Here is a 24,171-nt window from a genome sequence, read left to right on the forward strand (position 1 = left end):
AAATGAAAATGATGACACTGAGCAGCCTGCTGATGGCAGCGGCGCTGCTGGCCGGCTGTGCGCCAAAAGCGCCGAAAACGATCTACTACTGGGGCGACTATCAGGAACAGATTTATAGCTACTATCAGCAAAGCGGCGATCCGCTGAAGCAGATCGATGCGCTGAGTCTGGATGTGGAAAAAGCCCGTGCTGCGGGTCAGCCCGTACCGCCAGGCCTGCATGCGCAGCTCGGCCTGCTCTACGCTAAAACCGGTGATACCAATAAAGCGTTTGGTCAGTTCGCCACCGAGAAGCAGCTGTTCCCCGAATCAGCACCTTACATGGATTTTCTGATGAGTAAAAAACAAGGAGTGGTACAGTGAAAAAATGGATTGCCCTGAGCGGCGCGCTGATGGTGCTGTTGCTGACTGGCTGTGCGCAGCCAAAAAAACCGTACGACTACACTGCGTTTCGTGCCAGCAAGCCTGCCTCGATTCTGGTGCTGCCTGCCGCTAACACCTCGCCGGATATCAACGCCGCTCACAGCCTGAACTCGCTGGTGACGCGTCCGCTGGCCGAAGCCGGTTACTACGTCTTCCCGGTGGTGGTGGTTGAAGAGACCTTTCAGCAGAACGGCCTGACCAGCGCCAGCGACGCCCAGGCGGTCAGCGCGAAACGTCTGAATGAGATCTTCCACGCCGACAGCGCGCTCTATATCTCGATCAGCGACTATGGCAGCAGCTATCGGGTGATCGACAGCGTGACCACCGTGACCGCCAAAGCACGGCTGGTGGATTTACGCAGTGGCAAAGAGATCTGGCAGGGTTCTGCCACCGCTACCGACAATGATCAGGGCAACAATAATAACAACGGCGTGATTGGTATTCTGGTCAGCGCGGCGATCAAGCAGATCTCCGACAACGTCACTGACAAAGCCCATACCGTGGCCGGACTGACCAGCAATCGTCTGCTGTCACAGAACGAGCAGGGCGGATTACTTACCGGCCCTCGCTACAAAGTCGTCAGCGCCCGCTGATCAGACTCAAACGGGCGCTCTGGCGCCCGTTATCCCTGCGGCAATTCCAGCTGGCTGTACCCTAATCCATTCATCTTGCGCACTTTAATCTGCACCGGGATACGCTCTTTCATCGCTTCCACGTGGCTGATCACCCCGATGGTTTTGCCGCTGGCGTTCAGCGCGTCGAGGGCATCCAGCGCGGTGTCCAGCGTCTGGGCATCCAGCGTGCCGAACCCCTCATCCAGAAACAGCGATTCGATGCGCGTTTTGTGGCTGACCAGATCCGATAACGCCAGCGCCAGCGCCAGACTGACCAGGAAACTCTCGCCACCTGACAACGTGCGGGTATCGCGAGCCGCGTCGGCCTGCCAGGTATCGACGACATCCAGCTCCAGCAGATCCTGCGCCCGGCGCTGCAGCAGATAACGGCCATGCAGCCGATCGAGCTGACGGTTGGCAAGCGCTACCAGATGATCCAGCGTTAACCCCTGGGCGAAGCGCCGGAATTTATCGCCGCTGGCGGAGCCGATCAGATCGTTGAGCAGGCTCCACTGCGCCAGCACCACACCATCCTGTTCAATCTGCGTCATCAGGCTCTGTTGTCGGGCGCGGAGGCTGGCGTCGCTGTGCAGCTGCTGCTGAATCTGACCCTGCTGGCTGGCGTTGTCGCGCAGGGCCAGCCGTAACTGCTCCAGCTGCTGCGCCAGTGCTTCGGCGGATTCCGGCATCGCATCGGGTTTCGCCTGCTGATGAACGCTGAGCCGCTGCTGCAGATCCGCTAGTCGCGCCTGCTGCTGCTGGCATTGCTGATCGAGCTGCTGCAGCTGCTGACGCAGTTGCAGCGCAGTCTGCTCATCCAGCAGCGCCGCGCGCAGGCTGGTTTCATCGATAAATCCGGCGCTCTCCAGTGCCTGCTGCAGCGTGCTTTCCGCCTCTGCCAGTTTGCCGCTGAGCGTCTGACGCTGATTTTCCAGCCCCGACAGCTCACCCTGCAGGCGACTGACCTCGGCCTGCGCCTGCTGCAGGGCGGTGAGCTGCTGTGCCAGCTGTTCATCAGCGTGCTGAACGCGGGCCTGCAGCTGCTGACGGGCGTTGGCGACATCGCGATCGCCAAACAGCGCCAGACGGGCACGACGCATTTCGCTGAGCTGCGTCTGGCTCTGCTGCTGCTGCTGTTGACGGATGGCGAGCTGCTGCTGTTCCTGCTCTGCCTGTTGTTGCAGGGCAGTGAGCTGGGTTTCCCCTTTTAACAGCTTCGGCTGCAGGTTAGCGAGCAACTGCTCACTTTCCTGCCAGCGCTGCCAGCGCCGCTGTTGCTCCGCCAGCCACGCATCGCGATCGGCAGCATCGGGCAGGGCAAGATGGTGCGCGCTGAACTGCTGCTCCAGACGGCTCTGCAACTGCTCCCAGGCCTGCTGTTCCTGCTGCTGACGCTGTTGCAGCGCATCCAGTGCCTGTTGCAGGCTGGTCAGCGACTGCTGCGCCAGCTGTTCGGCCTGCTGGTGCTGCTGCCAGGCCTGTAGCTGCTGAAGATGGTGATCTTTCGCAGCCTGACGCGCCTGTTCAGCGGCCTCCTGAGCCTGTCGCTGCTGCTCAAGCTGACTTTCACGGTCGCTTTGCTGCTGCTGCCACGTGGCTAAGGCCTCGCGATCGGCAAGCGGGATGGTAAGTGCCAGCTCACCGCTCAGCGCCTGCCATTGCTGCTCAAGCTGCTCAAGCTGTTGCTGCATCCCGGCGATTTCATCGCGCAGGGCCTGCTGCTGCACTGCTGACTGCTTCAGCTGTTCATTTTTTGCCGTGCCCGCTTCACGCAGTGCCTCGGTTTGCTGCTGCAGCGCAGCCCGGCGCTGCTGGTTAGCACTCACTTCCAGTGTGCTGTAGGCCTCAACGGCGGGATGGGTGCAGGAGCCGCACAGCGGGCAGGGCTGATCGGCGGTGAGCCGGGCGCGGTAATCGCTGAGGTCGACAATCTGCTGCTCCAGCGCGCAGATTTTTTCGACATCATCCAGCTGCTGTTTTTCGCGTTTCCACGTCTCGCGCAGGCTCTGGAGTTCCGCTTCACTCTGCTGATGCGCTTTTTCCAGCGCGCTCAGCCTTTGCTGGCGCTGGCCCAGCTGCTGGTGCAGCGGCTGCCACTGCGTTGAGAGCAGCAGCAGTTGCTGACGCGCCGGACGGCTGTTCTGCAACTGGCTTAATGCCTGCCGCAGTGCGGCAGGCGGATGCTGCTCCTGAAGCGAAGTGAGTACCTGCTCCGCCTGCGACAGCGCCTGGCGGGCCTGTTGCTCTGACAACTGGCGCGGCAGTGCCTGTTGTGCCTCTTGTTGCTGTTTCGCCTGTTGCGCATCGATCTGTTGCTGCTGCTGTTCGCGCTGTTGTGTCAGTCCCGCCAGCGTTGCCTCACGCTGTGCCAGCAGGGCAAAGTTCTCCTGCCATACCGGCAGCGAAGCACCCCAGTGCGCAAGATCGGCCAGCTGCTCACGTAACTGATGCTGTTCGGTAATCGCCTGCTGCCAGCCCGCGACCTGCTGCTTCTGTTGCGTCAGGCTGGCCTGGGTCTGGTCGGCATGCTGTTGCTGCCGGGCATTTTCCTGCTGCTGCTCTGCAAGCTGCTGCTGCAGCGTCGTGATGTGCTGATCCAGCGGCAGCACCTGTTCCGTCAGCAGGCTCTCCTGCTGCTGCTGTTCCTGCTGCGCCTGCTGGCGGGCGGTCTGAGCGGCCGCATAATTCTGCTGATGATGCTGCTGCTGGTTTTGGGCCTGCTGCTGCGCTGCGGTAAGCTGCTGATAGCGGCTCTCAGCCTGCTGCTGTTCACTGCGCAATGCGTCACGTTGCTGCAGTTTTACCCGCAGCTTTTCAGCCGGTTCGCTGCGAGCCAGCCGCTGGCGGTCGGTTTCAGCCGCCTGTGAGGCGGCCTGCGCCTGCTGTAGCGCCGCTTCAGCCTGCGCACTCTCCTGCTGTAACTGCTGTGCCTGTTGCTGCCACTGCTGCTGTTGCTGCGCCTGCTGATAATCCGCGCTGAGCTGCTGTTCAGCCCTGGTCAGATCGCTGAGCTGCTGTTGCAGCGCGTCGCGGGCGTCGCTATCCAGCAGCGCCATCGCTCCCGCCTGGCTGCGCAGCAGATCCAGCTGGGTTTTCGCCTCTTTATGACGCTCGTAGATGGCTGCGGAAATCAGGCCGTAAATTTCGGTGCCGGTCAGCTCCTCCAGCAGTTCGGCGCGTTCACTGGCTTTCGCGTTGAGAAAGGCGGCGAATTGTCCCTGTGACAGCATCATTGAGCGGGTGAAGCGTTCGAAATCAAGACCTGACAGGGTTTCGATCAGCTTCAGCTTGTCACCGACCTTATCGGCAACAATGGTGTTGTCGTCACAGCGCGCCAGCTCAACGCGCGGCGCCTGTAGCTTGCCGTCAGCGGTGCCGCGCGCGCGGTTCTGGCTCCAGAAGGCGCGCCAGGCTTCACCTTTGATCTCAAACTCGACCTCAGCCAGACATTCTGCGCAGTCGCGGGTCATCAGCGCATTCTGGCTCTGGGAAATCGCGCCCAGGCGCGGTGTCTGGTGATAGAGCGCCAGGCAGATGGCGTCCAGCAGCGTGGTTTTACCCGCCCCGGTGGCCCCGGTTATCGCAAACAGGCCGTTGCTGGCAAAAGGCTCGGCGCGGAAGTCGATGAACCATTCACCGCGCAGGGCATTGAGGTTTTTAAACCGTAGCGTGAGGATCTTCATTGGGTCTCTTCCATAGCGGCCAGCGTCTGGCGAAACAGCGTGGTCATCTCGTCGATTTGCGCCGGTTGCAGCTCTTCATCCAGCGCCAGGCGGCGCGCGAAGACCTCTTCCACCTTCAGCTCACTCAGCGTTTCGTTGTCGAGCCCCGCCAGGCTCTGCTGCCGCTGTTCACGGCTGCGGCGCAGCAGCAAGACTTCGACCGGCAGCGTAGCGGTCAGGGTTTCGACCTGACGTTGCAGATCGCTGAGGTACTCCTGGGTAGTGACTTCGATGTCGAGCCAGGTCGGCTTCTCCTGCTCTGCCGTGCTGAAGGCGTTTAACTGCTCTGCAATCTGCGCCAGCGATCCTTTCAGCACCTGCATGGGTTGCGACTGCGGCACCACCAGCGGCGTAACTGACTGCAGGCCGCTGGCCGTCAGCTCCAGCAGGAAGACGCTCTTTTCAGTCCCCAGCTCATCAAAACTCAGCGGAATCGGCGAGCCGCTGTAGCGGATATGTTCGCTGCCCGCCACGCGCTGGGCGCGATGAATATGGCCGAGCGCAATATAATCAGCAGCGGGAAACGCGCTGGCGGGAAACGCGTCCAGCGTGCCGATGTAGATGTCGCGCACCGAATCGCTCTGGCTGACGCCGACGGTGGTGAGGTGACCGGTAGCAATGACGGGCAGCGCATAGCCCAGCGCCTGGGCGGCGGCGAAACGCTGCTGATAGTGGTGGGCAATCGCCTCCAGCAGCGAGGTCTGCTTGTCGCGGCCCGACTGACCCGCCCGGCTGCGCAGGATATCGCGCGGGCGCAGATAGGGAATGGCGCACAGCAGGGCACCCGGCTCGCCCTGGCGGGTGTTGAGCAGCAGCACATCATCCTGCGCCTGCGGGGTGGCGATCACCCGCGTGTTGAGGCAGGCCAGCAATTCGCGTGACTCGTTCAGCGTTGCCACGGAATCGTGGTTACCCGCCAGCACAATCAGCTGACAGCCCGCAGGCTGCAGTGCCACCACGAAGCGGTTAAACATCTCGCGGGCGTAGCTGGGCGGCGTACCGGTATCAAACAGGTCGCCTGCAATAATCAGCGCATCCACCTGATGCTGTTCAATCTGGATCAACAGCCAGTCGAGAAACGCCTGATGTTCCGCCGCCCGACTTTTGTTGTAGAAGAACTGCCCCAGATGCCAGTCCGCAGTATGAATGATGCGCATGATGAGTCCCTGCCGTTGTGATTCGCCGGGCGATTATACTGGCTCTGCGGCCAAAGCAAAAAAATGTCGCTGCGCTGTCATAAATGATTACCAGTGAGGTTACAGGCAGGTTATGTTTTTCATAAAAGTGTCACAAATCTGACGCATAATGGCGCCGCGAATCTCAGTGACAGCCGTCATAATCAGCAGGAGTAATAATGGCTAAGCGCATTTTGGTTGTGGAGGATGAAGCCCCCATCCGTGAAATGTTGTGTTTTGTTCTGGAGCAGAACGACTATCAGCCAATCGAGGCGGAAGATTATGACAGCGCCGTTGGCAAGCTGATTGAACCCTGGCCCGATCTGATTTTGCTGGACTGGATGTTACCCGGTGGCAGCGGGATTCAGTTTATCAAGCATCTTAAGCGCGAGGCGATGACCCGCGATATCCCGGTGATGATGCTGACCGCGCGCGGCGAAGAGGAAGATCGGGTACGTGGCCTGGAAGTGGGCGCCGATGATTACATTACCAAGCCGTTTTCACCTAAAGAGCTGATGGCGCGGATCAAAGCGGTAATGCGCCGCATTTCGCCGATGGCAGTGGAAGAGGTGATTGAGATGCAGGGGCTGAGTCTGGATCCCTCCTCACATCGCGTGATGTCAGAAACCACGCCGCTGGAGATGGGCCCCACCGAATATAAGTTGCTGCACTTCTTTATGACGCACCCGGAGCGTGTCTACAGCCGCGAACAGTTGCTGAACCACGTCTGGGGCACCAATGTGTATGTGGAGGATCGCACTGTCGATGTTCACATTCGCCGTTTACGTAAAGCGCTGGAAGTCTCCGGCCACGATCGCATGGTACAAACCGTCCGTGGAACAGGGTATCGTTTCTCTGCCCGCTACTAAACGGAGCCTTTACCGTGCTGGAACGCCTCTCCTGGAAGAGATTACTGACAGAACTGCTGCTGGCCTGTCTGCCTGCGGCGCTGCTGGGCCTGCTGTTTGGCGGCCTGCCCTGGTGGCTGCTGCTGAGCGTACTGGTGGTGCTGTTGTGGCATTTCCACAATCTGATGCGGCTGTCGCACTGGCTGTGGCTCGACCGCACCATGACGCCACCGACCGGGCGTGCCAGCTGGGAACCGCTGTTTTATGGGCTTTACCAGATGCAGCTGCGCAACCGGCGGCGGCGGCGTGAACTGGGCAATCTGATTAAGCGTTTCCGCAGCGGGGCCGAATCGCTGCCGGATGCGGTGATCCTGACCACGGAAGAGGGCACTATTTTCTGGTGTAACGGCCTGGCGCAGCAGCATCTGGGCCTGCGCTGGCCGGAAGATAATGGCCAGAATATCCTTAATCTGCTGCGTTACCCGGAGTTCTCCCGCTATCTGCGCCAGCGCGATTTTGACAAGCCGCTGACGCTGGTGCTGAACAACAAACTTCATATGGAGTTCCGCGTCATGCCCTATAGCGAAGGGCAGTGGCTGCTGGTGGCGCGTGATGTGACGCAGATGCATCAGCTGGAAGGGGCGCGCCGCAACTTCTTTGCCAACGTCAGCCATGAGTTACGCACGCCGCTCACCGTGCTGCAGGGTTATCTGGAGATGATGAATGACTCGGTGATGAGCGAGCCGTCGCGCAGCAAAGCGCTGCACACCATGTCGGAGCAGACGCGCCGCATGGACAGCCTGGTGAAACAGCTGCTGACGCTGTCGCGCATCGAAGCCGCGCCCGCGATCGATCTCAAAGAGAAGGTCGATGTGCCGGTGATGCTGAAGCTGCTCCAGCATGAGGCGGCGACGCTGAGTGGCGGTCGTCACGATATTCATTTCCATACCGATCCCCATCTGAAAGTGTTCGGCAACGACGAACAGCTGCGCAGTGCTATTTCCAATCTGGTGTACAACGCGGTGAATCACACGCCGGAGGGCACGCGGATTGATATCAGCTGGCTGCGTGGCAAGCAGGGCGCGACCTTCCGGGTGTGCGACAACGGGCCGGGTATCGCCTCTGAACATATTCCGCGTCTGACCGAGCGGTTCTACCGGGTTGATAAGGCGCGTTCGCGTGCCACCGGCGGCAGCGGGCTGGGACTGGCGATTGTGAAACATGCGCTGAGCCACCACAACGCGCGGCTCGATATCACCAGCGTGCCGCATAAAGAGACCTGTTTTACCTTTACGCTGCCCGCGAGGTTGATTGTGAACAGCGTGATGCAGGAGAATGCCGTTCATTAATCGCTGCCGGATCTCTCTGATGCGCCTCCTTCTTTTGTTAATCGTCTCTCTGCTGCCGGGGCTGGCGCTGGCCCAGCCCGGCGCGCTCTCCGGCAATCTCAGCAGCGTCGGATCCGACACGCTCGGCTATCTGATGACCCTGTGGGGCGAAGATTTCAGTCGTCAGGCACCGGGCGTCAATGTGCAGGTTCAGGCCTCCGGTTCGTCTACCGCGCCGACCGCGCTGGCGGCGGGTGCCGCACAGCTCGGGCCGATGAGTCGCCCGATGCAGGCCGATGAACGTCAGGCCTTTGAGGCGCGCTACGGCTATCCACCGCTGGCGGTGCCGGTGGCAATGGATGCGCTGGTGGTGGTGGTCAATCAGCGTAATCCGCTGCAGCAGATTGAACCGCGCCAGCTCGACGCGATTTTCTCCATTACCCGCCTGTGTGGCGCGCACAGTGTGCCGCTGCGCTGGGGCGATCTTGGTTTAACCGGCGACCAGTGGCGCGAACGGCCGATTCAGCGTTATGGGCGCAACTCCGCCTCCGGCACCTGGGGGTTCTTCAAACAGCAGGTGCTGTGTAAAGGCGATTTCCGCAGTGACGTAGCGGAGTTTCCCGGCTCGGCCGCGGTGGTGCAGGCTGTGGCCGGTAATTCGCGCAGCATCGGCTACGCCAGTTTTGGCTTTCACCTCAGCGGCGTAAAAATGCTGGCGGTGATGAATGACCAGGGCCAGGCGATTGCTCCGGATGCCGATGCTATCCGCAGCGGCCGCTATCCCTGGGCGCGTCCGCTCTATCTCTATGTCAACAAAGCGCCCGGCAAACCGCTGCCGCCGCTGGTAGCCGCGTTTCTGCAGCAGGTGCTTTCCGTGCAGGGACAGCGGCGCGTCAGCGAAGCGGGCTACCTGCCGCTCTCTGACAGCCAGATAGCGCAGGCGCGCGCAGCGCTGCAATAATCTTCCAGCATGAATTTTTTTCATCATCGCTGAATTTTCTTCAGTTGCAGACAGAGTTTACTCGTGTCACTCTGCATTCAGACATATAGCCATCCAGATGGCTATTTATATCAGAATGTAATTATTTCCTGCCGTAATCATTTGCAGGAAGCACAGGAGTGATCATGCAAAGAGAAACCGCCCCGTTCCGTGCCGACACCGTTGGCAGCTTCCTGCGTCCCGCTGCAATTAAGCAGGCACGCGAACAGTTTTCAGCCGGAGAGATTGATGCCGCCGCCCTGCGTCAGGTTGAAGATGCGGCAATCCGCGATGTGGTCGCGAAACAGCGTGAAAATGGCCTGAAAGTGGTGACAGACGGCGAGTTCCGTCGCGGCTGGTGGCACTTCGACTTCTTCTATGGTCTTGACGGCGTTGAGAGCTATGAAGCGGAACAGGGCATCCAGTTTAATGGCGTGCAGACTAAAGCGCATGGCGTGAAAGTGGTGAGCAAACTCGGTTTCCCGGCGGATCACCCGATGCTCGACCATTTCCGCTTCCTGCAGAGTATTGCCGGTGATGCGGTACCGAAGATGACCATTCCCAGCCCCAGCGTTCTGCACTTCCGCGGTGGCCGCAAAGTGATTGATTCGGAAGTCTATCCCGATCTGGCGGACTACTTCGACGATCTGGCGCAGACGTACAAACAGGCGATCAAGGCGTTTTATGACGCGGGCTGCCGCTATCTGCAGCTGGATGACACCGTCTGGGCGTACCTCTGTTCTGAAGATCAGAAGCGCGATATCCGCGCTCGTGGCGATGATCCGGACCAGCTGGCACAGACGTATGCTCAGGTGCTGAATAAAGCGCTGGAAGATAAACCTGCCGATCTGACCGTGGGTCTGCATGTCTGCCGCGGGAATTTCCGCTCAACCTGGATCTCTGAAGGCGGCTATGGCCCGGTGGCCGAAATCCTGTTCGGCAGCGTCAACGTGGATGCATTCTTCCTGGAGTATGACAACGCCCGTTCCGGCGGCTTTGAGCCACTGCGTTACGTTAAGCCGGGCCATCAGCAGGTCGTTCTGGGGCTGATCACCACCAAAGTGGGTGAGCTGGAAGATCCGGCGCAGGTAAAAGCCCGGCTGGAAGAGGCGACGCAGTATGTCAGCCTGGACCAGATCTGCCTCAGCCCGCAGTGCGGCTTTGCCTCTACCGAAGAGGGCAACAGCCTGAGCGAAGCCGAGCAATGGCAGAAGATTCGTTTAGTGGTCGATATCGCTAATCAGGTATGGTAATGCTGTAACGTTGTGCAGACAGGCGCGTAAAACGCGCCTTTTGTGTATCTTCTGGCCCGTTTATGCGGGGTTTTCTCACGCTCTGTCTGTTATTTAAGCACATCATCTTGTGTGCCTGCGGCAAAAATTAACGCTATCCACTGCCTTTTGAAAAAATGGCGGCATAACCTTCTGGTTTTCCGATCCCGTATTGCCTTTCACCGCTATAAACGTTTTACTTAGCGCCGTTGTCGATCCATCCCTCTGTGAACAGAATAAAAGCAGCTTAAATCACCTGCGCTTTACCCTGCGACGAGCATAATGCGCTGACATTGTCAGCCAGATCGCGGTTTGCACGCAGCGAGGGGACAACACTAACCCAACTTCCACCGCAACATCAGTGACAGGCCGTATGACACATCGTTTAACTTCGAAGGACATTCTCGCGCTGGGCTTTATGACATTTGCCCTGTTTGTTGGCGCGGGCAACATCATTTTCCCGCCCATGGTCGGTATTCAGTCTGGCGAACACGTCTGGACAGCCGCCATCGGCTTTCTGATTACCGCTGTTGGTCTGCCCGTGATGACCGTGATCGCCCTGGCCCGCGTCGGCGGCGGCGTGGATGCGCTCAGCACCCCGATTGGCAAGGTCGCTGGCATCGTGCTGGCCACCGTGTGCTATCTGGCTGTCGGGCCGCTGTTTGCTACGCCGCGCACGGCAACCGTCTCGTTTGAGATGGGCATTGCACCGCTGACCGGCGATGGCGCGCTGCCGCTGTTCATCTATAGCCTGATCTACTTCGCGCTGGTGATTGGCGTGTCGCTCTATCCGGGCAAACTGCTCGACACGGTAGGGCACTTCCTGGCGCCACTAAAAATTATCGCGCTGACCGTGCTGGGCGTGGCTGCACTGGTGTGGCCCGCAGGCGGCACCATTCCGGCGACCGCGGACTATCAGCGTGCGGCGTTCTCCAGCGGTTTCGTTAATGGCTATCTGACCATGGATACGCTGGGCGCGCTGGTGTTCGGCATCGTGATCGTTAACGCCGCCCGTTCACGTGGTGTTGATAATGCCGCGCTGCTGACCCGTTATACCGTGCTGGCAGGACTGATTGCCGGTCTGGGCCTGACGCTGGTCTACCTCTGCCTGTTTAAACTGGGCGCAGGCAGCGGGGCGCTGGTGGATCAAAATGCTAACGGCGCAGCGATTCTGCACGCGTATGTTCAGCATACCTTTGGCAGCATGGGCAGCTTCTTCCTGGCCGCGCTGATCTTCGTCGCCTGTATGGTGACCGCCGTCGGCCTGACCTGTGCCTGTGCGGAATTTTTTGCGCAATACCTGCCGTTGTCGTATAAAACGCTGGTGTTTATTCTGGGTCTGTTCTCGATGGTGGTGTCGAATCTCGGCCTGAGCCACCTGATTCAGATCTCCATCCCGGTACTGACGGCGATCTATCCGCCCTGTATCGTGCTGGTGGTGCTGAGTTTCACCCTTAACTGGTGGAATAAGAGCAGCCGGATTATCGCGCCAGCGATGCTGGTCAGCCTGCTGTTTGGCATTGTTGATGCGATTAAAACCACCGGGTTTAAAGATTTGCTGCCGGCATTCAGTCAGCACCTGCCGCTGGCTGACCAGGGTCTTGCCTGGTTGCCACCGTCACTGGTAATGCTGCTGATTGCCGCTGTTGTGGATCGGGTGAAAGGACCGGAACAGGTGACGGTTCACTCGTAACAGAGCGCACTGATTCTTCTTTAACCACGGGCTTGCCCGTGGTTTTTTCATTTCACAGGTACAGGTTGTTATGCAAGAAACCAACAAGCTCAAACGCGGACTGAGCACGCGCCACATCCGTTTTATGGCGCTGGGATCGGCGATTGGCACCGGGTTGTTTTACGGTTCCGCTGACGCGATAAAAATGGCCGGACCGAGCGTGCTGCTCGCCTACATCATCGGCGGTGCAGTGGCGTATATCATCATGCGCGCGCTGGGTGAGATGTCCGTTAACAATCCTCAGGCCAGCTCTTTCTCCCGCTACGCGCAGGACTATCTTGGGCCGATGGCGGGCTATATCACCGGCTGGACCTACTGTTTTGAAATCCTGATTGTGGCGATAGCGGACGTTACCGCGTTCGGCATCTATATGGGCGTCTGGTTCCCTGAGGTGCCGCACTGGATTTGGGTGCTGAGCGTGGTGCTGATCATCGGTGCCGTCAATCTGATGAGCGTGAAAGTGTTCGGCGAAGTGGAGTTCTGGTTCTCCTTCTTCAAAGTCGCCACCATCATCGTGATGATTCTGGCTGGTTTCGGCATGATTATCTGGGGGATTGGCAACGGCGGTCAGCCGACCGGTATCCATAACCTGTGGACCAACGGCGGCTTCTTCGCCCACGGCGTCGTCGGCATGCTGCTGTCGCTGCAGATGGTAATGTTCGCCTATGGCGGCATCGAAATCATCGGTATCACTGCGGGTGAAGCGAAAGATCCGGAGAAGTCGATTCCGCGCGCGATTAACTCGGTGCCGTGGCGCATTCTGGTGTTCTACGTTGGCACGCTGTTTGTGATTATGTCGATCTACCCGTGGAATCAGGTAGGAACCTCGGGCAGCCCGTTTGTGCTGACCTTCCAGCATCTGGGGATCGCGGCAGCCGCCTCTATCCTCAATTTCGTCGTGCTGACCGCGTCACTCTCGGCGATTAACAGCGATGTGTTTGGCGTGGGCCGTATGCTGCACGGGATGGCGCAGCAGGGCCATGCGCCAAAAGTCTTTATGAAGGTTTCGTCGCGCGGCATTCCGTGGGTGACGGTGGTGGTGATGATGTTCGCCATGCTGATTGCGGTTTATCTCAACTACCTGATGCCGGAAAAAGTCTTCCTGGTCATCGCCTCGCTGGCGACCTTTGCAACGGTGTGGGTCTGGATCATGATTCTGCTGTCGCAGATCGCCTTCCGTCGCAAAATTGGCAAAGAGGCGGCGAGTAAGCTGCAGTTTGCGCTGCCAGGTGGCAGCTGGACGGCTGGCGTCGGCGTGGCGTTCCTTTGCTTTATTATCGGTCTGATTGGTTATTTCCCCGATACCCGCATTTCACTCTATGTTGGCATGGTGTGGATTGTGGTGCTGCTGCTGGGCTATAAGCTGGTGCGTAAACCACGCTAATCTCCTGTTCTGCTCTCCCGATTTATGGGGGAGCAGAAGCCGCTATTTCCCTCTTTTATTTTCTCCCGTCACTGTTTATTTGTGTGATCTTCGCCACAACGCTGAATTCTTTTATTACGCGTTGAACCACTGTTATCGAAATAAGACGCTGCGCCGGATTATTACGGTGAATGCATCCCGAAAAGATTATTCAGACGGGCAGTGAATATCGCTGAAGATTACAGGCGGGCAAAGGCGTTGATGGGGCTTCATGCTCAGAAAAGTGCGGCTATACGGGCACTGGCGGGCTAAAAAAGCAGAGAGGCAGAAATAAAAAACGGCGAAACCAGTCGCCGAAATACGCAAGAATTACAGGAAAATAGATAATAAAGGGATGATTGACAGGACTATCGTAAATCAAAATGCGTGGCGCTGATAGTCAGGCGAATTAAATAAGAAAAGGTCGGAGTAGCGTTAATTAACAGCGGTTAACATTATTAAGGCCGCATTGCGGCTGCGGCCTTAATTTGATTAGCCACAGACTCAGGGCAATATAACCGAAACCGGCAGCACAGCGCTGTTATCCAGGTTTTTACGCAGCTGAGTCAGCGTGGATTGATAAGGGCAGAGCAGGCCGGCATCGGTAACTCTGCAGTCGGGCTGATGCCATTCCTGCTGTAATAACGGATGTTTTTCATTAATCGGTTGCAGCTGACGGATGTCATCCAGACTCTGCGCCTGAAAATAGATCCGCAAAAAACGCTCGCCGCTGCGGGTGTCGCGCCAGCGCTCCAGCACCAGACTGCTACCCGGCGGAATGTTACCGCGAGAATAGCCGGGTAACTGCCAGTTAAAGTCCATCAGGGTGCGCACCATCGCAATGTTGGTGTCATGCGCGACGAGAACCAGCCAGCGGCCCGGTGAGCTGTCGGCAGCGATCGCTTCCAGCATCGTGTTGAGCAATATCGAGCCACGGCGCTGTGCCAGGTAGAGTACGTCGTTGCTGAGATCGTAGTTGGCGGTCAGCAGCGGCAACAGTGAGGTGATCTGCGCGGCCGTGGTGATGTGTCCCCAGGCGAGCTGATCAAACGGCAGATTTTCGCTGTAGCCCAGTCGCAGCGTCTCCACCATGCTCGCCATCACGCTCAGCCCGTAAACGTAACTATTCCCGTTGCGGGTTTGCCGGAACGTCCAGGGCGCCTCAAACAGGGGACAATCCGTTGCGGGGGGACAGACGGCGGCTTTCAACTGCTGAATCGCCGGTTGCAGTTGCTGTTGCAGGTGTGCCAGATCGCCCGCTTTCTGCTGTTTCGCGGCCAGCTCCTGAGCGGGATCGGTCCGGGTGACCGTCAGCTTTTCAGTCTGAAAAAGGGGATCCACATCGCCCGCGACGTGATGCACCGGCACGCCGCAGCCGGGAAACGCGCCGTCCGTCAGCGCCGCAGCCGTGGCGCGGGTGCGCTGCAGCGGACTGGCGCGCACGTAGACCTGAGCCGCATCCGGACAGCCCGCGCTCAGCAGGCCAAGCTGGCGATAGTGATCGCCTTCCCAGCGTCCTTTATTCACCACGGCACTGTAGCCGTGACCCGTCAGCTCGCCATCGGCAGTGGTCCACTGTGTCCAGGGTTGCTGGCTGGCGGCTTCCATCTCTTTACGATTGCCTGGCGTGGGTGGACGTACGCCGTGACGGTTCAGTTCAACCACTTTCTCCAGCTGGTAATCCGCCGCCTGTGTCGCCGGGCTTAACAGCCAGAGAGAACCGAGGATTAGCGCACAGCGGCACAGGGTTGGCAGCGTCATTTACTCTTCCAGTGCGCCGTTGCCGGTCAGCGCTTTAATTTTTGGATACAGAGCCGCATTGGCCAGCAACACCGGGTTACCGTTTTTCAGGCCTTCATTACGCAGATAATCATTGGTAACACCGCCTGCTTCGCGCATAAGAACGATGCCCGGCAGACTATCCCACGGATGCATATGCGCTTCGTAGTAACCAATCAGCCGACCGGCTGCTGCCCAGGCGCTGGTCAGCGCACCCGAACCAATGCGAATAAACATACCACCCTGTTCAATTAAGCCGCTGATCAGGCGTGAGACGCTTTCGCCCGGCGTCCGGCTGGAGTTACTGATGCCAAGTAAACCCTCGTTGAGATGCGTAGCGCTATGAACCTGCAGGCGACTTTCATTCAGCCATGCCCCCTGGCCTGCCCGTGCGTGGAACAGCTCCTGATGATTGGGATCGCAGACTACGCCGATCACCGGTTCCCCTTCGCAGACCACCGCCAGCGAAACGCACCAGTTAGGCAGGCCGTTGACGAAACAGGCGGTGCCATCGATTGGATCGACAACCCAGATAAAGGGCGCACCCTCAACCTCGCCGCCGCTCTCTTCGCCATAGACGATATCCTCAGGAAAACGTTCAGCGATTAAGGTCTTAATTAATGCCTCAACGTTACGATCAGCCTCGCTGACTACGTCCTGCAAATCCCTTTTGTGTTCCACGACCAGTGTCTGACGCTGCTGATACCATGACAGGGCCCGGCTGCCCGCTGCACGGGCGATGTCGCAGGCGTAACGGTAACGCGCGTCTATTTCAGAATGCGAAGCGGATGACATCTTTTCCTCTTATGATTTTTTTGCCATAACGAACGGAAGGCGCGCCTGAACAGGCGGTCTGGCTATGATGTTTACTTCACTATTGTTAAGAAAGGCTTCATTAAGCCGCAGATAAGCAGCAATGGCAAGATGGTGCTGAGCCGGGCTGCTGGCTTTTTTCATCAGGCAAAAGCGCATGTCCGTCAGCCCGGTAGCAGAGGATCGGGTTTTACAGGGTTCTGCTGGTCGCCAGCGCCATTAAACGCGGATAAAAAACAAAAAACAGCGCTTCCAGCTGATCATAATGTTGCGTGAAATCGTGGTAGGAGTCGCGCAGTGCCGCCAGGCGTGGACGGCGGCTGGCCATGCCGTGCAGCACCCGCTCCAGCCGCGCAGGCTGGGCATAATGCTCAAACCAGCGCTCGCGCCACATCACCGCGTTGAGTGCCTGAAATTCAGGAGGCGTGTCGGCCAGCTGCGGCAGGATTTCGCGCTCGGCGGTGGCAGAAAACTGCACCAGCGTCTGGTCGGGCGTAAATTGCTGCCAGTGACGGGCCAGAAAATGGTCCCAGATGACGTCCAGCGTAATGGGGGCGACGCGATAGGTTTCCGCACGGAACAGCTGACGGGCGCTGCGCACTTCCGGCAGCGCATCCGTCATCACATCCAGACGACGATGCATCAGAATGCCGTCTGCGACAGGCGCGGACCAGTGCTGGTGCGGGTTGCCCCGCACAAAGTCGGCCATTAGATTGCCGAGTAAGGAGCTGTCGGCCAGCTTAGCCAGATGGAGATGCGCAAGAAAGTTCATGCCGCATTATAGGCTGAACTGCCTTTGCGCAGCCAGTTGTTCAGAATTGGTCGGTTTTCCGCTAAACTGTGCCGCCTGTTTTTGCCTGAGAAAGAACATTTCAATGCGTGTCGCCGATTTTGCTTTTGAACTGCCCGAATCCCTGATTGCTCACTATCCCCAGGCGCAGCGCAGCGGCTGTCGTCTGCTGTCGCTCGACGGTCCCAGCGGTGCGCTGTCGCACGGTGTTTTCACCGACGTGCTGGATAAGCTGAAACCAGGCGATCTGCTGGTGTTCAACAACACCCGTGTGATTCCGGCGCGCGTCTTTGGCCGTAAAGCCAGCGGCGGCAAAATCGAGATGCTGGTGGAGCGGATGCTCGACGACAAGCGCGTGCTGGCACATGTGCGCGCCTCAAAAGCGCCGAAGCCGGGGGCAGAACTGCTGCTGGGCGAAGATGAGAGTGTGAAAGCGACCATGGTGGCACGCCACGATGCGCTGTTTGAGATCGCGTTTGATGATGAGCGCGCGGTGCTCGATATCCTCAACAGCGTCGGTCACATGCCACTGCCGCCGTATATCGACCGTCCTGATGAAGAGGCGGATCGCGAGCTTTATCAGACGGTTTACAGCGCCCGTCCGGGTGCCGTCGCGGCTCCGACAGCTGGTCTGCACTTCGATGAACCGCTGCTGCAGGCGCTGAAAGAGAAGGGCATCGAGATGGCCTTTGTGACGCTGCATGTCGGTGCAGGCACCTTCCAGCCGGTGCGTGTCGAAACCATCGAAGAGCATCACATGCACGCGGAGTATGCCGAAGTGCCGCAGGAGGTTGTCGACGCGGTGCTGGCCTGTAAAGCGCGTGGCAATAAAGTGGTCGCCGTCGGCACCACCTCTGTCCGTTCGCTGGAGAGCGCCGCCAAAGCAAGTCAGGATGCCCTGATTGCGCCGTTCTTCGACGATACGCAGATTTTCATCTATCCGGGCTATGAGTATCAGGTGATCGATGCGCTGATCACCAACTTCCACCTGCCCGAATCGACTCTGATTATGCTGGTCTCGGCGTTTGCCGGTTATCAGCACACCATGGCGGCGTATCACGCAGCCGTGGCTGAGCAATATCGTTTCTTCAGTTATGGAGATGCGATGTTTATCAGCAAAAATCCGCAGGCGCCGCTGGAAAAAGTGGGCGACTGATTTATTAACCGATAGCCGGAATCGCCTGTCGTGCGACTGAAGGTTATCTGCATCGGACTGTTTCTCCGATGGAGGCTTTGTGAAATTTGAACTTGATACCACAGATGGGCGCGCACGCCGTGGCCGTCTGATTTTTGATCGCGGTGTGGTAGAAACCCCGGCGTTTATGCCCGTCGGCACCTATGGCACTGTGAAAGGCATGACGCCGGAAGAAGTGCAGGAGACTGGCGCGCAGATCATTCTGGGCAATACTTTCCACCTCTGGCTGCGTCCCGGCCAGGAGATTATGAAACTGCATGGCGATCTGCATGACTTCATGCAGTGGAAAGGGCCGATCCTGACCGACTCCGGCGGTTTCCAGGTCTTCAGTCTGGGCGACATCCGTAAAATCACCGAAGCGGGCGTGCATTTCCGTAACCCGATCAATGGCGACCCGATCTTCCTCGATCCGGAAAAATCGATGGAGATCCAGTACGACCTGGGTTCCGACATCGTGATGATTTTCGATGAATGTACGCCGTACCCGGCGGATTGGGACTACGCCAAACGCTCCATGGAGATGTCGCTGCGCTGGGCGCAACGCAGCCGTGATCGTTTCGACAGCCTCGGAAATAAAAATGCCTTATTTGGCATTATTCAGGGCTCGGTTTACGAAGATTTACGAGATGTCTCGGTGAAAGGTCTGGTAGAGATTGGCTTTGATGGGTACGCTGTGGGCGGCCTGGCGGTGGGTGAGCCTAAGCAGGACATGCACCGTATTCTTGAGCACGTCTGTCCGCAGCTTCCGCAGGATAAACCGCGTTATCTGATGGGTGTCGGCAAGCCAGAAGATCTGGTTGAAGGCGTCCGTCGCGGCGTTGATATGTTTGACTGCGTGATGCCAACCCGTAATGCGCGAAATGGTCACCTGTTTGTCACCGAAGGTGTGGTGAAGATTCGCAACGCCCGCTACAAAGATGACACTGCGCCGCTGGATGCGGAGTGTGATTGTTACACCTGTCGCAATTATAGCCGTGCCTACTTGTATCATCTCGACCGTTGTAACGAAATACTGGGCGCGCGTCTGAATACTATCCACAATTTGCGCTACTACCAGCGTCTGATGGCAGGTTTACGCCAGGCCATCGAAGAGGGTAAATTAGAGCGCTTTGTAACTGAGTTTTACCAACGGACGGGCAAAGAAGTTCCGCCATTAACGTCTGATAATTCATCAATGAGGGAAATTTAATGAGCTTATTCATTTCTGACGCCGTGGCCGCAGCAGGCGCTCCGTCTCAGGGAAGTCCGTATTCTCTGGTGATCATGCTGGTGGTGTTTGGTCTGATTTTCTATTTCATGATCCTGCGTCCGCAGCAGAAACGTGCGAAAGAGCACAAGAAGCTGATGGATTCCATCTCTAAGGGTGATGAAGTGCTGACCAGCGGTGGCCTCGTAGGCCGCGTAACGAAAGTCTCTGACACGGGCTACGTAGCTATCGCGCTGAATGACACCAATGAAGTCGTCATTAAACGTGATTTCGTCGCCGCCGTGCTGCCGAAAGGCACTATCAAGGCGCTGTAATTCTTTCTTCCCTAAGGGAACTGCCGTGTTAAATCGTTATCCTTTGTGGAAGTACGTAATGCTGGTCGTCGTGATTCTCGTCGGCCTGCTCTATGCGCTTCCCAACCTGTATGGTGAGGATCCGGCCGTTCAAATCACTGGTGCGCGCGGAAGCGCCGCCAGTGAGCAGACGTTGGATCAAATTCAGTCCGCATTAAAACAAGACAATATCCAGAGCAAATCTGTTGCGCTGGAAAATGGTGCGATTACCGCGCGTTTCGCTAATACGGATGTGCAGTTACGCGCCCGTGAAGCGATCATGAAAGCGCTGGGTGAAAACTACGTTGTCGCGCTGAACCTTGCGCCTGCCACGCCGCGCTGGCTGACGATGCTGTCAGCAGAGCCGATGAAACTCGGTCTCGATCTGCGTGGTGGTGTGCACTTCCTGATGGAAGTGGACATGGACACCGCGCTCAGCAAGCTGCAGGAGCAGAATGCTGACACGCTGCGTAGCGACCTGCGCACCAAAAATATCCCCTACACCAACGTCAATAAAATCGCGAACTACGGCGTGGAAATTCGTTTCCGTGACGCTGCCAGCCGCGACGCGGCGATCTCCTGGCTGAGCTCGCGTCATCAGGATCTGGTGATCAACAGCAGCGGCAGCGATGCGCTGCGTGCCACCATGAGCGATGCCCGTCTCAGCGAAGCACGTGAATATGCGGTTCAGCAGAACATTACGATTCTGCGTAACCGTGTAAACCAGCTGGGCGTAGCTGAACCGCTGGTTCAGCGTCAGGGTTCCGATCGTATCGTGGTTGAGCTGCCGGGTATTCAGGATACGGCGCGCGCCAAAGAGATTCTGGGTGCCACCGCGACGCTGGAATTCCGTCTGGTGAACACCAGCGTGGATCCGACTGCGGCGGCCAGTGGCCGTGTACCGGGTGACTCTGAAGTTAAAGACATGCGTGATGGCCAGCCGGTCGTGCTTTACAAGCGGGTGATCCTGACCGGTGACCATATCACCGACTCAACCTCCAGCATGGATGAGTACAACCAGCCACAGGTGAACATTTCACTGGATGGTGCAGGCGGTAACATCATGTCCAACTTCACCAAGGACAATATCGGCAAGCCGATGGCGACCCTGTTTGTGGAGTACAAGGACAGCGGTAAGAAAGATGCCAATGGCCGTTCCATTCTGGTGAAGCAGGAAGAGGTGATTAACGTCGCCAATATCCAGTCTCGCCTGGGGAACAGCTTCCGCATCACCGGTATCAACAACCCGAACGAAGCGCGTCAGCTGTCGCTGCTGCTGCGTGCCGGTGCGTTGATTGCGCCGATCCAGATTGTGGAAGAGCGGACTATCGGGCCGACCATGGGTCAGCAGAACATTACTCAGGGTCTGGAAGCCTGCCTGTGGGGTCTGCTTGCCTCGATCCTGTTTATGGTGGTGTTCTATAAGAAGTTTGGTCTGATTGCGACGAGTGCACTGCTGGTGAACCTGGTGCTGATTGTCGGCATCATGTCCCTGCTGCCGGGCGCGACCCTGACCATGCCGGGTATTGCCGGTATCGTGTTAACGCTGGCGGTGGCAGTCGATGCCAACGTACTGATTAACGAACGTATTAAAGAAGAGCTGCGAAACGGGCGCTCGGTTCAGCAGGCAATTCATGAAGGCTATAAAGGCGCCTTCTCCAGTATTGTCGATGCGAACGTGACCACCCTGATCAAAGTTATCATTCTTTACGCGGTCGGCACCGGTTCGATCAAAGGCTTTGCGATTACCACTGCAATTGGTATCGCGACCTCAATGTTCACCGCGATTATCGGTACCCGTGCCATTGTTAACCTGGTTTACGGTGGCAAACGCATCAACAAGCTGTCTATCTGAGGAGTGCGTTGTGGCACAGGAATATAACATTGAGCAGTTGAACCACGGGCGTAAAGTCGTCGACTTTATGCGCTGGGATAAGCTGGCCTTCATCATTTCGGGACTGCTGATTGTGGCCGCGATTGCGATCGTGGGCGTGCGTGGTTTTAACTGGGGCCTCGATTTCACCGGTGGTACGGTGATTGAGATCGCGCTGGAGAAACCGGCCGACCTCGACACGCTGCGTAGCGAACTGGTGAAAGCGGGCTTTGACGAGCCGCTGGTGCAGAACTTTGGCAGCAGCCGTGACGTGATGGTGCGTATGGCACCGGTTACCGGCCCGGCAGGTACCGAGTTAGGCAATAAAGTGGTGTCGGTGATCAACCAGACCACGCAGCAAAACGCGACCGTTAAGCGCATTGAGTTCGTGGGGCCGAGTGTGGGCAGCGACCTGGCGCAGGCGGGTGCGATGGCGCTGTTGTCGGCACTGATTGCGATTCTGATCTATATCGGCTTTCGCTTTGAGTGGCGTCTGGCGCTGGGCACTGTGCTGGCGCTGGCGCATGACGTGATCATCACCTGCGGCCTGCTGGCGCTGTTCCGCATTGAAATCGACCTGACGATTGTTGCCTCGCTGATGTCGGTGATTGGCTACTCGCTTAACGATAAAATTGTGGTCTCTGACCGTATTCGTGAAAACTTCCGCAAGATCCGTCGCGGCAGCTCTTACGATATTACCAACGTATCACTGACCCAGACGTTAAGCCGTACCCTGATTACCTCGCTGACGACGCTGGCGATGATCCTCATCCTGTTCATATTTGGTGGTGCGCTGCTGAAAGGCTTCTCACTGACCATGCTGATTGGTGTGACGATTGGTACGATTTCATCCATTTATGTCTCTTCAGCGCTGGCGCTGAAGCTGGGCATGAAGCGTGAACATATGATGGTGCAGAAAGTCGAGAAAGAGGGCGCCGATCAGCCTTCTATCCTGCCTTAATCGCGCGTCAGAAATAAAAACGGGCAGCCTTTTGGCTGCCCGTTTTTTTTGCACCACGGCTAAGGATTAGCGGGTGCCGCAGGGGATGTCGGGGGTGGTGCGTCAGCGGTCACGTTATGCACGCGGACATAACCCAGTTGCTCCGGCGTCAGGCCGCTGAGACGCAGCGGAATGCTCGCCGAATGCTGCGGCAGCAGCGAGGCAGGCAGCGCGACCGTCTGCGTCAGACTGTCACTGCTCAGCGGTTTACCGGTCGTCGGGTCGAGTTCACCCCAGATCACCGTTGCGTGCAGGGCGGGCAAAGGCCGATCGTCCATTGAGCGTACGGTCAGGGTTGCCCGCGAACCGCTGGCTTCCGCAGTGACAGGGGACAGCGTCAGTCGCAACGTGCCGAGCTGAGTCTGCAGCGCCACTGGCGTATTCGCCTGTGGCACCAGCCAGGCACCCTGCTGCAACTGGCTGTTAAGCTGTCCCTGAATCTCCAGCGCGCTGGCCTGCGTGGTCAGATGCTGCATCTGCTGATTGAGCTGACTCACTTCCTGATGCAGCTCTCTGACCTGCGGGTTACCTGCACTGCTACTGCAGCCGCTCAGCGCCACCAGTGAGAACGCCACCGGAACCCAAACCATCCTGCTCATAAGTTATCCTTGTCCGTTATTTTGGAATACGTAAAACCTGGCCAGGATAGATCTTATCAGGATGGGTGAGCATTGGCTTATTCGCTTCGAAAATCTTGTTATATTCGTTAGCGTTACCGTAAACCTGTTTAGAAATAGCGCTCAGCGTGTCGCCTTTCTTCACGGTGTAAAGCTCTGACTCGGCCGCGCTGTCTGTCACGGTGACCTTGTCTTCCACTTTTGTGATGCCTGCCACGTTACCTGCCGCGATCAGAATCTTCTCTTTCAGCTCCTGAGAAAGGCCATCGCCGGTCACGGTGACGGTATCGCCATTGACCTTTACGTCCACCTTGTCGCTGTCTGGCAAACCGAGCTTGTTGATGTGATCCTGCAGCTTTTTATTCTGATCGTCACCGCCGTTTACGGCGTCCCAGAGTTTTTCACCGGCTTCTTTCACAAAGTTAAACAGACCCATACAACCTCCAATGTGTTAGTGGAAAATTTTAATTGCAGCTCTTAAAGCGTAGTCCCTTTTGCCGCAGACGAAATTTAGCATCGTTTATCCTGCGATGAGAAGCCCGCGAAAGACACGGAAGAGATTTTGTTGATTCGCAGTTCGCGCTACACTGTATGGCCCATCACTCTCGCGTCAGGAAACGTCATGCATTGCCCATTCTGCTCCGCTGTGGACACCAAAGTGATTGATTCTCGTCTGGTTAGTGAAGGCTCCTCGGTGCGACGCCGCCGCCAGTGTCTGATGTGTCATGAACGCTTCACCACCTTTGAGGTGGCGGAACTGGTGATGCCCCGCGTGGTGAAAAGCAATGATGTGCGCGAGCCTTTCAATGAAGACAAAATGGCCAGCGGGATGATGAAAGCGCTTGAGAAGCGTCCGGTCAGTGCCGACGCGGTAGAAAGCGCCGTAAACCATATTAAAACGCAGCTGCGCGCCACCGGCGAACGTGAGATCCCCAGTAAGCTGATTGGCAATCTGGTGATGGATGAGCTGAAAAAGCTCGATAAAGTCGCCTATATTCGCTTCGCCTCGGTTTACCGCAGCTTTGAAGATATTCGCGATTTTGGCGAAGAGATCGCCCGGTTACAGGATTAG

Annotated in this window: 22 protein-coding genes; 14 read left to right on the top strand and 8 right to left on the bottom strand. The window is 57.6% G+C overall.

Annotation, left to right across the window (positions count from 1 at the left end; all coding sequences use genetic code 11):
• Positions 1-2 precede the first annotated feature (2 nt).
• Positions 3-362, top strand: coding sequence for a DUF4810 domain-containing protein (locus tag AC6I8E_RS04260; protein ID WP_013356956.1), 360 nt, complete (start codon positions 3-5; stop codon positions 360-362).
• Positions 359-1,015 carry a DUF799 domain-containing protein gene (locus tag AC6I8E_RS04265; RefSeq protein ID WP_147788578.1) on the top strand — a complete coding sequence of 219 codons (657 nt, stop codon included), beginning with the start codon at positions 359-361 and terminating at the stop codon, positions 1,013-1,015. Before AC6I8E_RS04260 ends, AC6I8E_RS04265 begins: the two co-directional genes overlap by 4 nt.
• Before the next feature lie 29 nt (positions 1,016-1,044).
• Here AC6I8E_RS04265 and AC6I8E_RS04270 read toward each other — a convergent pair whose 3' ends face one another.
• Positions 1,045-4,719: an AAA family ATPase gene (locus AC6I8E_RS04270; RefSeq protein WP_497824472.1), complete on the bottom strand. Its 3,675-nt coding sequence runs from the start codon at positions 4,717-4,719 to the stop codon at positions 1,045-1,047.
• Positions 4,716-5,915: an exonuclease subunit SbcD gene (gene sbcD, locus AC6I8E_RS04275; RefSeq protein ID WP_497824473.1), complete on the bottom strand. Its 1,200-nt coding sequence runs from the start codon at positions 5,913-5,915 to the stop codon at positions 4,716-4,718. Before sbcD ends, AC6I8E_RS04270 begins: the two co-directional genes overlap by 4 nt.
• Before the next feature lie 197 nt (positions 5,916-6,112).
• Here sbcD and phoB point away from each other — a divergent pair, with 197 nt between their 5' ends.
• The 6 genes from phoB (at position 6,113) to proY (ending at position 13,475) form a co-directional block, all read left to right on the top strand.
• The gene (gene phoB, locus AC6I8E_RS04280; RefSeq protein ID WP_003852491.1) at positions 6,113-6,802 is read left to right on the top strand and encodes a phosphate response regulator transcription factor PhoB; all 690 of its coding nucleotides are present in this window, start codon (positions 6,113-6,115) and stop codon (positions 6,800-6,802) included.
• A gap of 14 nt (positions 6,803-6,816) precedes the next feature.
• Entirely contained in the window at positions 6,817-8,130 is a 1,314-nt protein-coding gene (phoR, locus tag AC6I8E_RS04285; protein ID WP_013356960.1) for a phosphate regulon sensor histidine kinase PhoR, read from the top strand.
• 19 nt (positions 8,131-8,149) lie between these two features.
• Positions 8,150-9,070: a PstS family phosphate ABC transporter substrate-binding protein gene (locus AC6I8E_RS04290; RefSeq protein WP_497824474.1), complete on the top strand. Its 921-nt coding sequence runs from the start codon at positions 8,150-8,152 to the stop codon at positions 9,068-9,070.
• 164 nt (positions 9,071-9,234) lie between these two features.
• A complete protein-coding gene (locus AC6I8E_RS04295; protein ID WP_013356962.1) occupies positions 9,235-10,341 on the top strand; it encodes a cobalamin-independent methionine synthase II family protein in 1,107 nt (368 codons plus the stop codon).
• 391 nt (positions 10,342-10,732) lie between these two features.
• Positions 10,733-12,052, top strand: a complete 1,320-nt coding sequence (brnQ, locus tag AC6I8E_RS04300; protein WP_013356963.1) for a branched-chain amino acid transporter carrier protein BrnQ — start codon at positions 10,733-10,735, stop codon at positions 12,050-12,052.
• Positions 12,053-12,122: 70 nt separating this feature from the next.
• Positions 12,123-13,475, top strand: coding sequence for a proline-specific permease ProY (proY, locus tag AC6I8E_RS04305; RefSeq protein ID WP_033731734.1), 1,353 nt, complete (start codon positions 12,123-12,125; stop codon positions 13,473-13,475).
• A 522-nt stretch (positions 13,476-13,997) separates the two neighbouring features.
• Here proY and AC6I8E_RS04310 read toward each other — a convergent pair.
• From AC6I8E_RS04310 to AC6I8E_RS04325, 4 genes are read right to left on the bottom strand one after another with little or no spacing between them, the layout of a single operon-like run.
• Entirely contained in the window at positions 13,998-15,254 is a 1,257-nt protein-coding gene (locus AC6I8E_RS04310) for a histidine-type phosphatase (RefSeq protein ID WP_497824475.1), read from the bottom strand.
• A complete protein-coding gene (locus tag AC6I8E_RS04315; RefSeq protein ID WP_013356966.1) occupies positions 15,255-16,067 on the bottom strand; it encodes an inositol monophosphatase family protein in 813 nt (270 codons plus the stop codon).
• 9 nt (positions 16,068-16,076) lie between these two features.
• Entirely contained in the window at positions 16,077-16,229 is a 153-nt protein-coding gene (locus AC6I8E_RS04320) for a hypothetical protein (RefSeq protein WP_158307093.1), read from the bottom strand.
• Positions 16,230-16,275: 46 nt separating this feature from the next.
• Positions 16,276-16,857, bottom strand: a complete 582-nt coding sequence (locus AC6I8E_RS04325; RefSeq protein WP_033731737.1) for an ACP phosphodiesterase — start codon at positions 16,855-16,857, stop codon at positions 16,276-16,278.
• 103 nt (positions 16,858-16,960) lie between these two features.
• Here AC6I8E_RS04325 and queA point away from each other — a divergent pair, with 103 nt between their 5' ends.
• From queA to secF, 5 genes are all read left to right on the top strand, one after another.
• Positions 16,961-18,031 (top strand): tRNA preQ1(34) S-adenosylmethionine ribosyltransferase-isomerase QueA, encoded by a 1,071-nt coding sequence (gene queA, locus AC6I8E_RS04330; RefSeq protein WP_095707615.1) that lies wholly within the window; start codon positions 16,961-16,963, stop codon positions 18,029-18,031.
• Positions 18,032-18,110: 79 nt separating this feature from the next.
• Positions 18,111-19,259, top strand: coding sequence for a tRNA guanosine(34) transglycosylase Tgt (gene tgt / locus AC6I8E_RS04335; protein WP_013356969.1), 1,149 nt, complete (start codon positions 18,111-18,113; stop codon positions 19,257-19,259).
• Positions 19,259-19,591 carry a preprotein translocase subunit YajC gene (gene yajC / locus AC6I8E_RS04340; RefSeq protein WP_009091760.1) on the top strand — a complete coding sequence of 111 codons (333 nt, stop codon included), beginning with the start codon at positions 19,259-19,261 and terminating at the stop codon, positions 19,589-19,591. Before tgt ends, yajC begins: the two co-directional genes overlap by 1 nt.
• A gap of 25 nt (positions 19,592-19,616) precedes the next feature.
• Positions 19,617-21,464: a protein translocase subunit SecD gene (gene secD, locus AC6I8E_RS04345; RefSeq protein ID WP_013356970.1), complete on the top strand. Its 1,848-nt coding sequence runs from the start codon at positions 19,617-19,619 to the stop codon at positions 21,462-21,464.
• Between the two features lie 10 nt (positions 21,465-21,474).
• The gene (gene secF, locus AC6I8E_RS04350) at positions 21,475-22,443 is read left to right on the top strand and encodes a protein translocase subunit SecF (protein ID WP_013356971.1); all 969 of its coding nucleotides are present in this window, start codon (positions 21,475-21,477) and stop codon (positions 22,441-22,443) included.
• 59 nt (positions 22,444-22,502) lie between these two features.
• Here secF and AC6I8E_RS04355 read toward each other — a convergent pair whose 3' ends face one another.
• Together AC6I8E_RS04355 and lysM are read right to left on the bottom strand one after the other, a co-directional pair.
• Positions 22,503-23,081 (bottom strand): SadB/YajI family lipoprotein, encoded by a 579-nt coding sequence (locus AC6I8E_RS04355; RefSeq protein ID WP_013356972.1) that lies wholly within the window; start codon positions 23,079-23,081, stop codon positions 22,503-22,505.
• Between the two features lie 16 nt (positions 23,082-23,097).
• Positions 23,098-23,535 carry a peptidoglycan-binding protein LysM gene (gene lysM, locus AC6I8E_RS04360; RefSeq protein ID WP_033782154.1) on the bottom strand — a complete coding sequence of 146 codons (438 nt, stop codon included), beginning with the start codon at positions 23,533-23,535 and terminating at the stop codon, positions 23,098-23,100.
• Between the two features lie 186 nt (positions 23,536-23,721).
• On the opposite strand from lysM, the gene nrdR reads away from it, so the two are divergent.
• The gene (gene nrdR / locus AC6I8E_RS04365) at positions 23,722-24,171 is read left to right on the top strand and encodes a transcriptional regulator NrdR (protein ID WP_009091750.1); all 450 of its coding nucleotides are present in this window, start codon (positions 23,722-23,724) and stop codon (positions 24,169-24,171) included.

It is taken from the genome of Pantoea sp. X-Soil-YNGN-785 (genome assembly GCF_059730585.1).

What these genes read in the sequence shown, in the direction of transcription:
- AC6I8E_RS04260 (WP_013356956.1), top strand. Translation starts at nt 3, where the DNA reads ATGAAAATGATGACACTGAGCAGCCTGCTGATGGCAGCGGCGCTGCTG.
- AC6I8E_RS04270 (WP_497824472.1), bottom strand. Translation starts at nt 4,719, where the DNA reads ATGAAGATCCTCACGCTACGGTTTAAAAACCTCAATGCCCTGCGCGGT.
- sbcD (WP_497824473.1), bottom strand. Translation starts at nt 5,915, where the DNA reads ATGCGCATCATTCATACTGCGGACTGGCATCTGGGGCAGTTCTTCTAC.
- phoB (WP_003852491.1), top strand. Translation starts at nt 6,113, where the DNA reads ATGGCTAAGCGCATTTTGGTTGTGGAGGATGAAGCCCCCATCCGTGAA.
- AC6I8E_RS04290 (WP_497824474.1), top strand. Translation starts at nt 8,150, where the DNA reads ATGCGCCTCCTTCTTTTGTTAATCGTCTCTCTGCTGCCGGGGCTGGCG.
- AC6I8E_RS04295 (WP_013356962.1), top strand. Translation starts at nt 9,235, where the DNA reads ATGCAAAGAGAAACCGCCCCGTTCCGTGCCGACACCGTTGGCAGCTTC.
- brnQ (WP_013356963.1), top strand. Translation starts at nt 10,733, where the DNA reads ATGACACATCGTTTAACTTCGAAGGACATTCTCGCGCTGGGCTTTATG.
- proY (WP_033731734.1), top strand. Translation starts at nt 12,123, where the DNA reads ATGCAAGAAACCAACAAGCTCAAACGCGGACTGAGCACGCGCCACATC.
- AC6I8E_RS04310 (WP_497824475.1), bottom strand. Translation starts at nt 15,254, where the DNA reads ATGACGCTGCCAACCCTGTGCCGCTGTGCGCTAATCCTCGGTTCTCTC.
- AC6I8E_RS04315 (WP_013356966.1), bottom strand. Translation starts at nt 16,067, where the DNA reads ATGTCATCCGCTTCGCATTCTGAAATAGACGCGCGTTACCGTTACGCC.
- AC6I8E_RS04320 (WP_158307093.1), bottom strand. Translation starts at nt 16,229, where the DNA reads ATGAAAAAAGCCAGCAGCCCGGCTCAGCACCATCTTGCCATTGCTGCT.
- AC6I8E_RS04325 (WP_033731737.1), bottom strand. Translation starts at nt 16,857, where the DNA reads ATGAACTTTCTTGCGCATCTCCATCTGGCTAAGCTGGCCGACAGCTCC.
- queA (WP_095707615.1), top strand. Translation starts at nt 16,961, where the DNA reads ATGCGTGTCGCCGATTTTGCTTTTGAACTGCCCGAATCCCTGATTGCT.
- yajC (WP_009091760.1), top strand. Translation starts at nt 19,259, where the DNA reads ATGAGCTTATTCATTTCTGACGCCGTGGCCGCAGCAGGCGCTCCGTCT.
- AC6I8E_RS04355 (WP_013356972.1), bottom strand. Translation starts at nt 23,081, where the DNA reads ATGAGCAGGATGGTTTGGGTTCCGGTGGCGTTCTCACTGGTGGCGCTG.
- lysM (WP_033782154.1), bottom strand. Translation starts at nt 23,535, where the DNA reads ATGGGTCTGTTTAACTTTGTGAAAGAAGCCGGTGAAAAACTCTGGGAC.
- nrdR (WP_009091750.1), top strand. Translation starts at nt 23,722, where the DNA reads ATGCATTGCCCATTCTGCTCCGCTGTGGACACCAAAGTGATTGATTCT.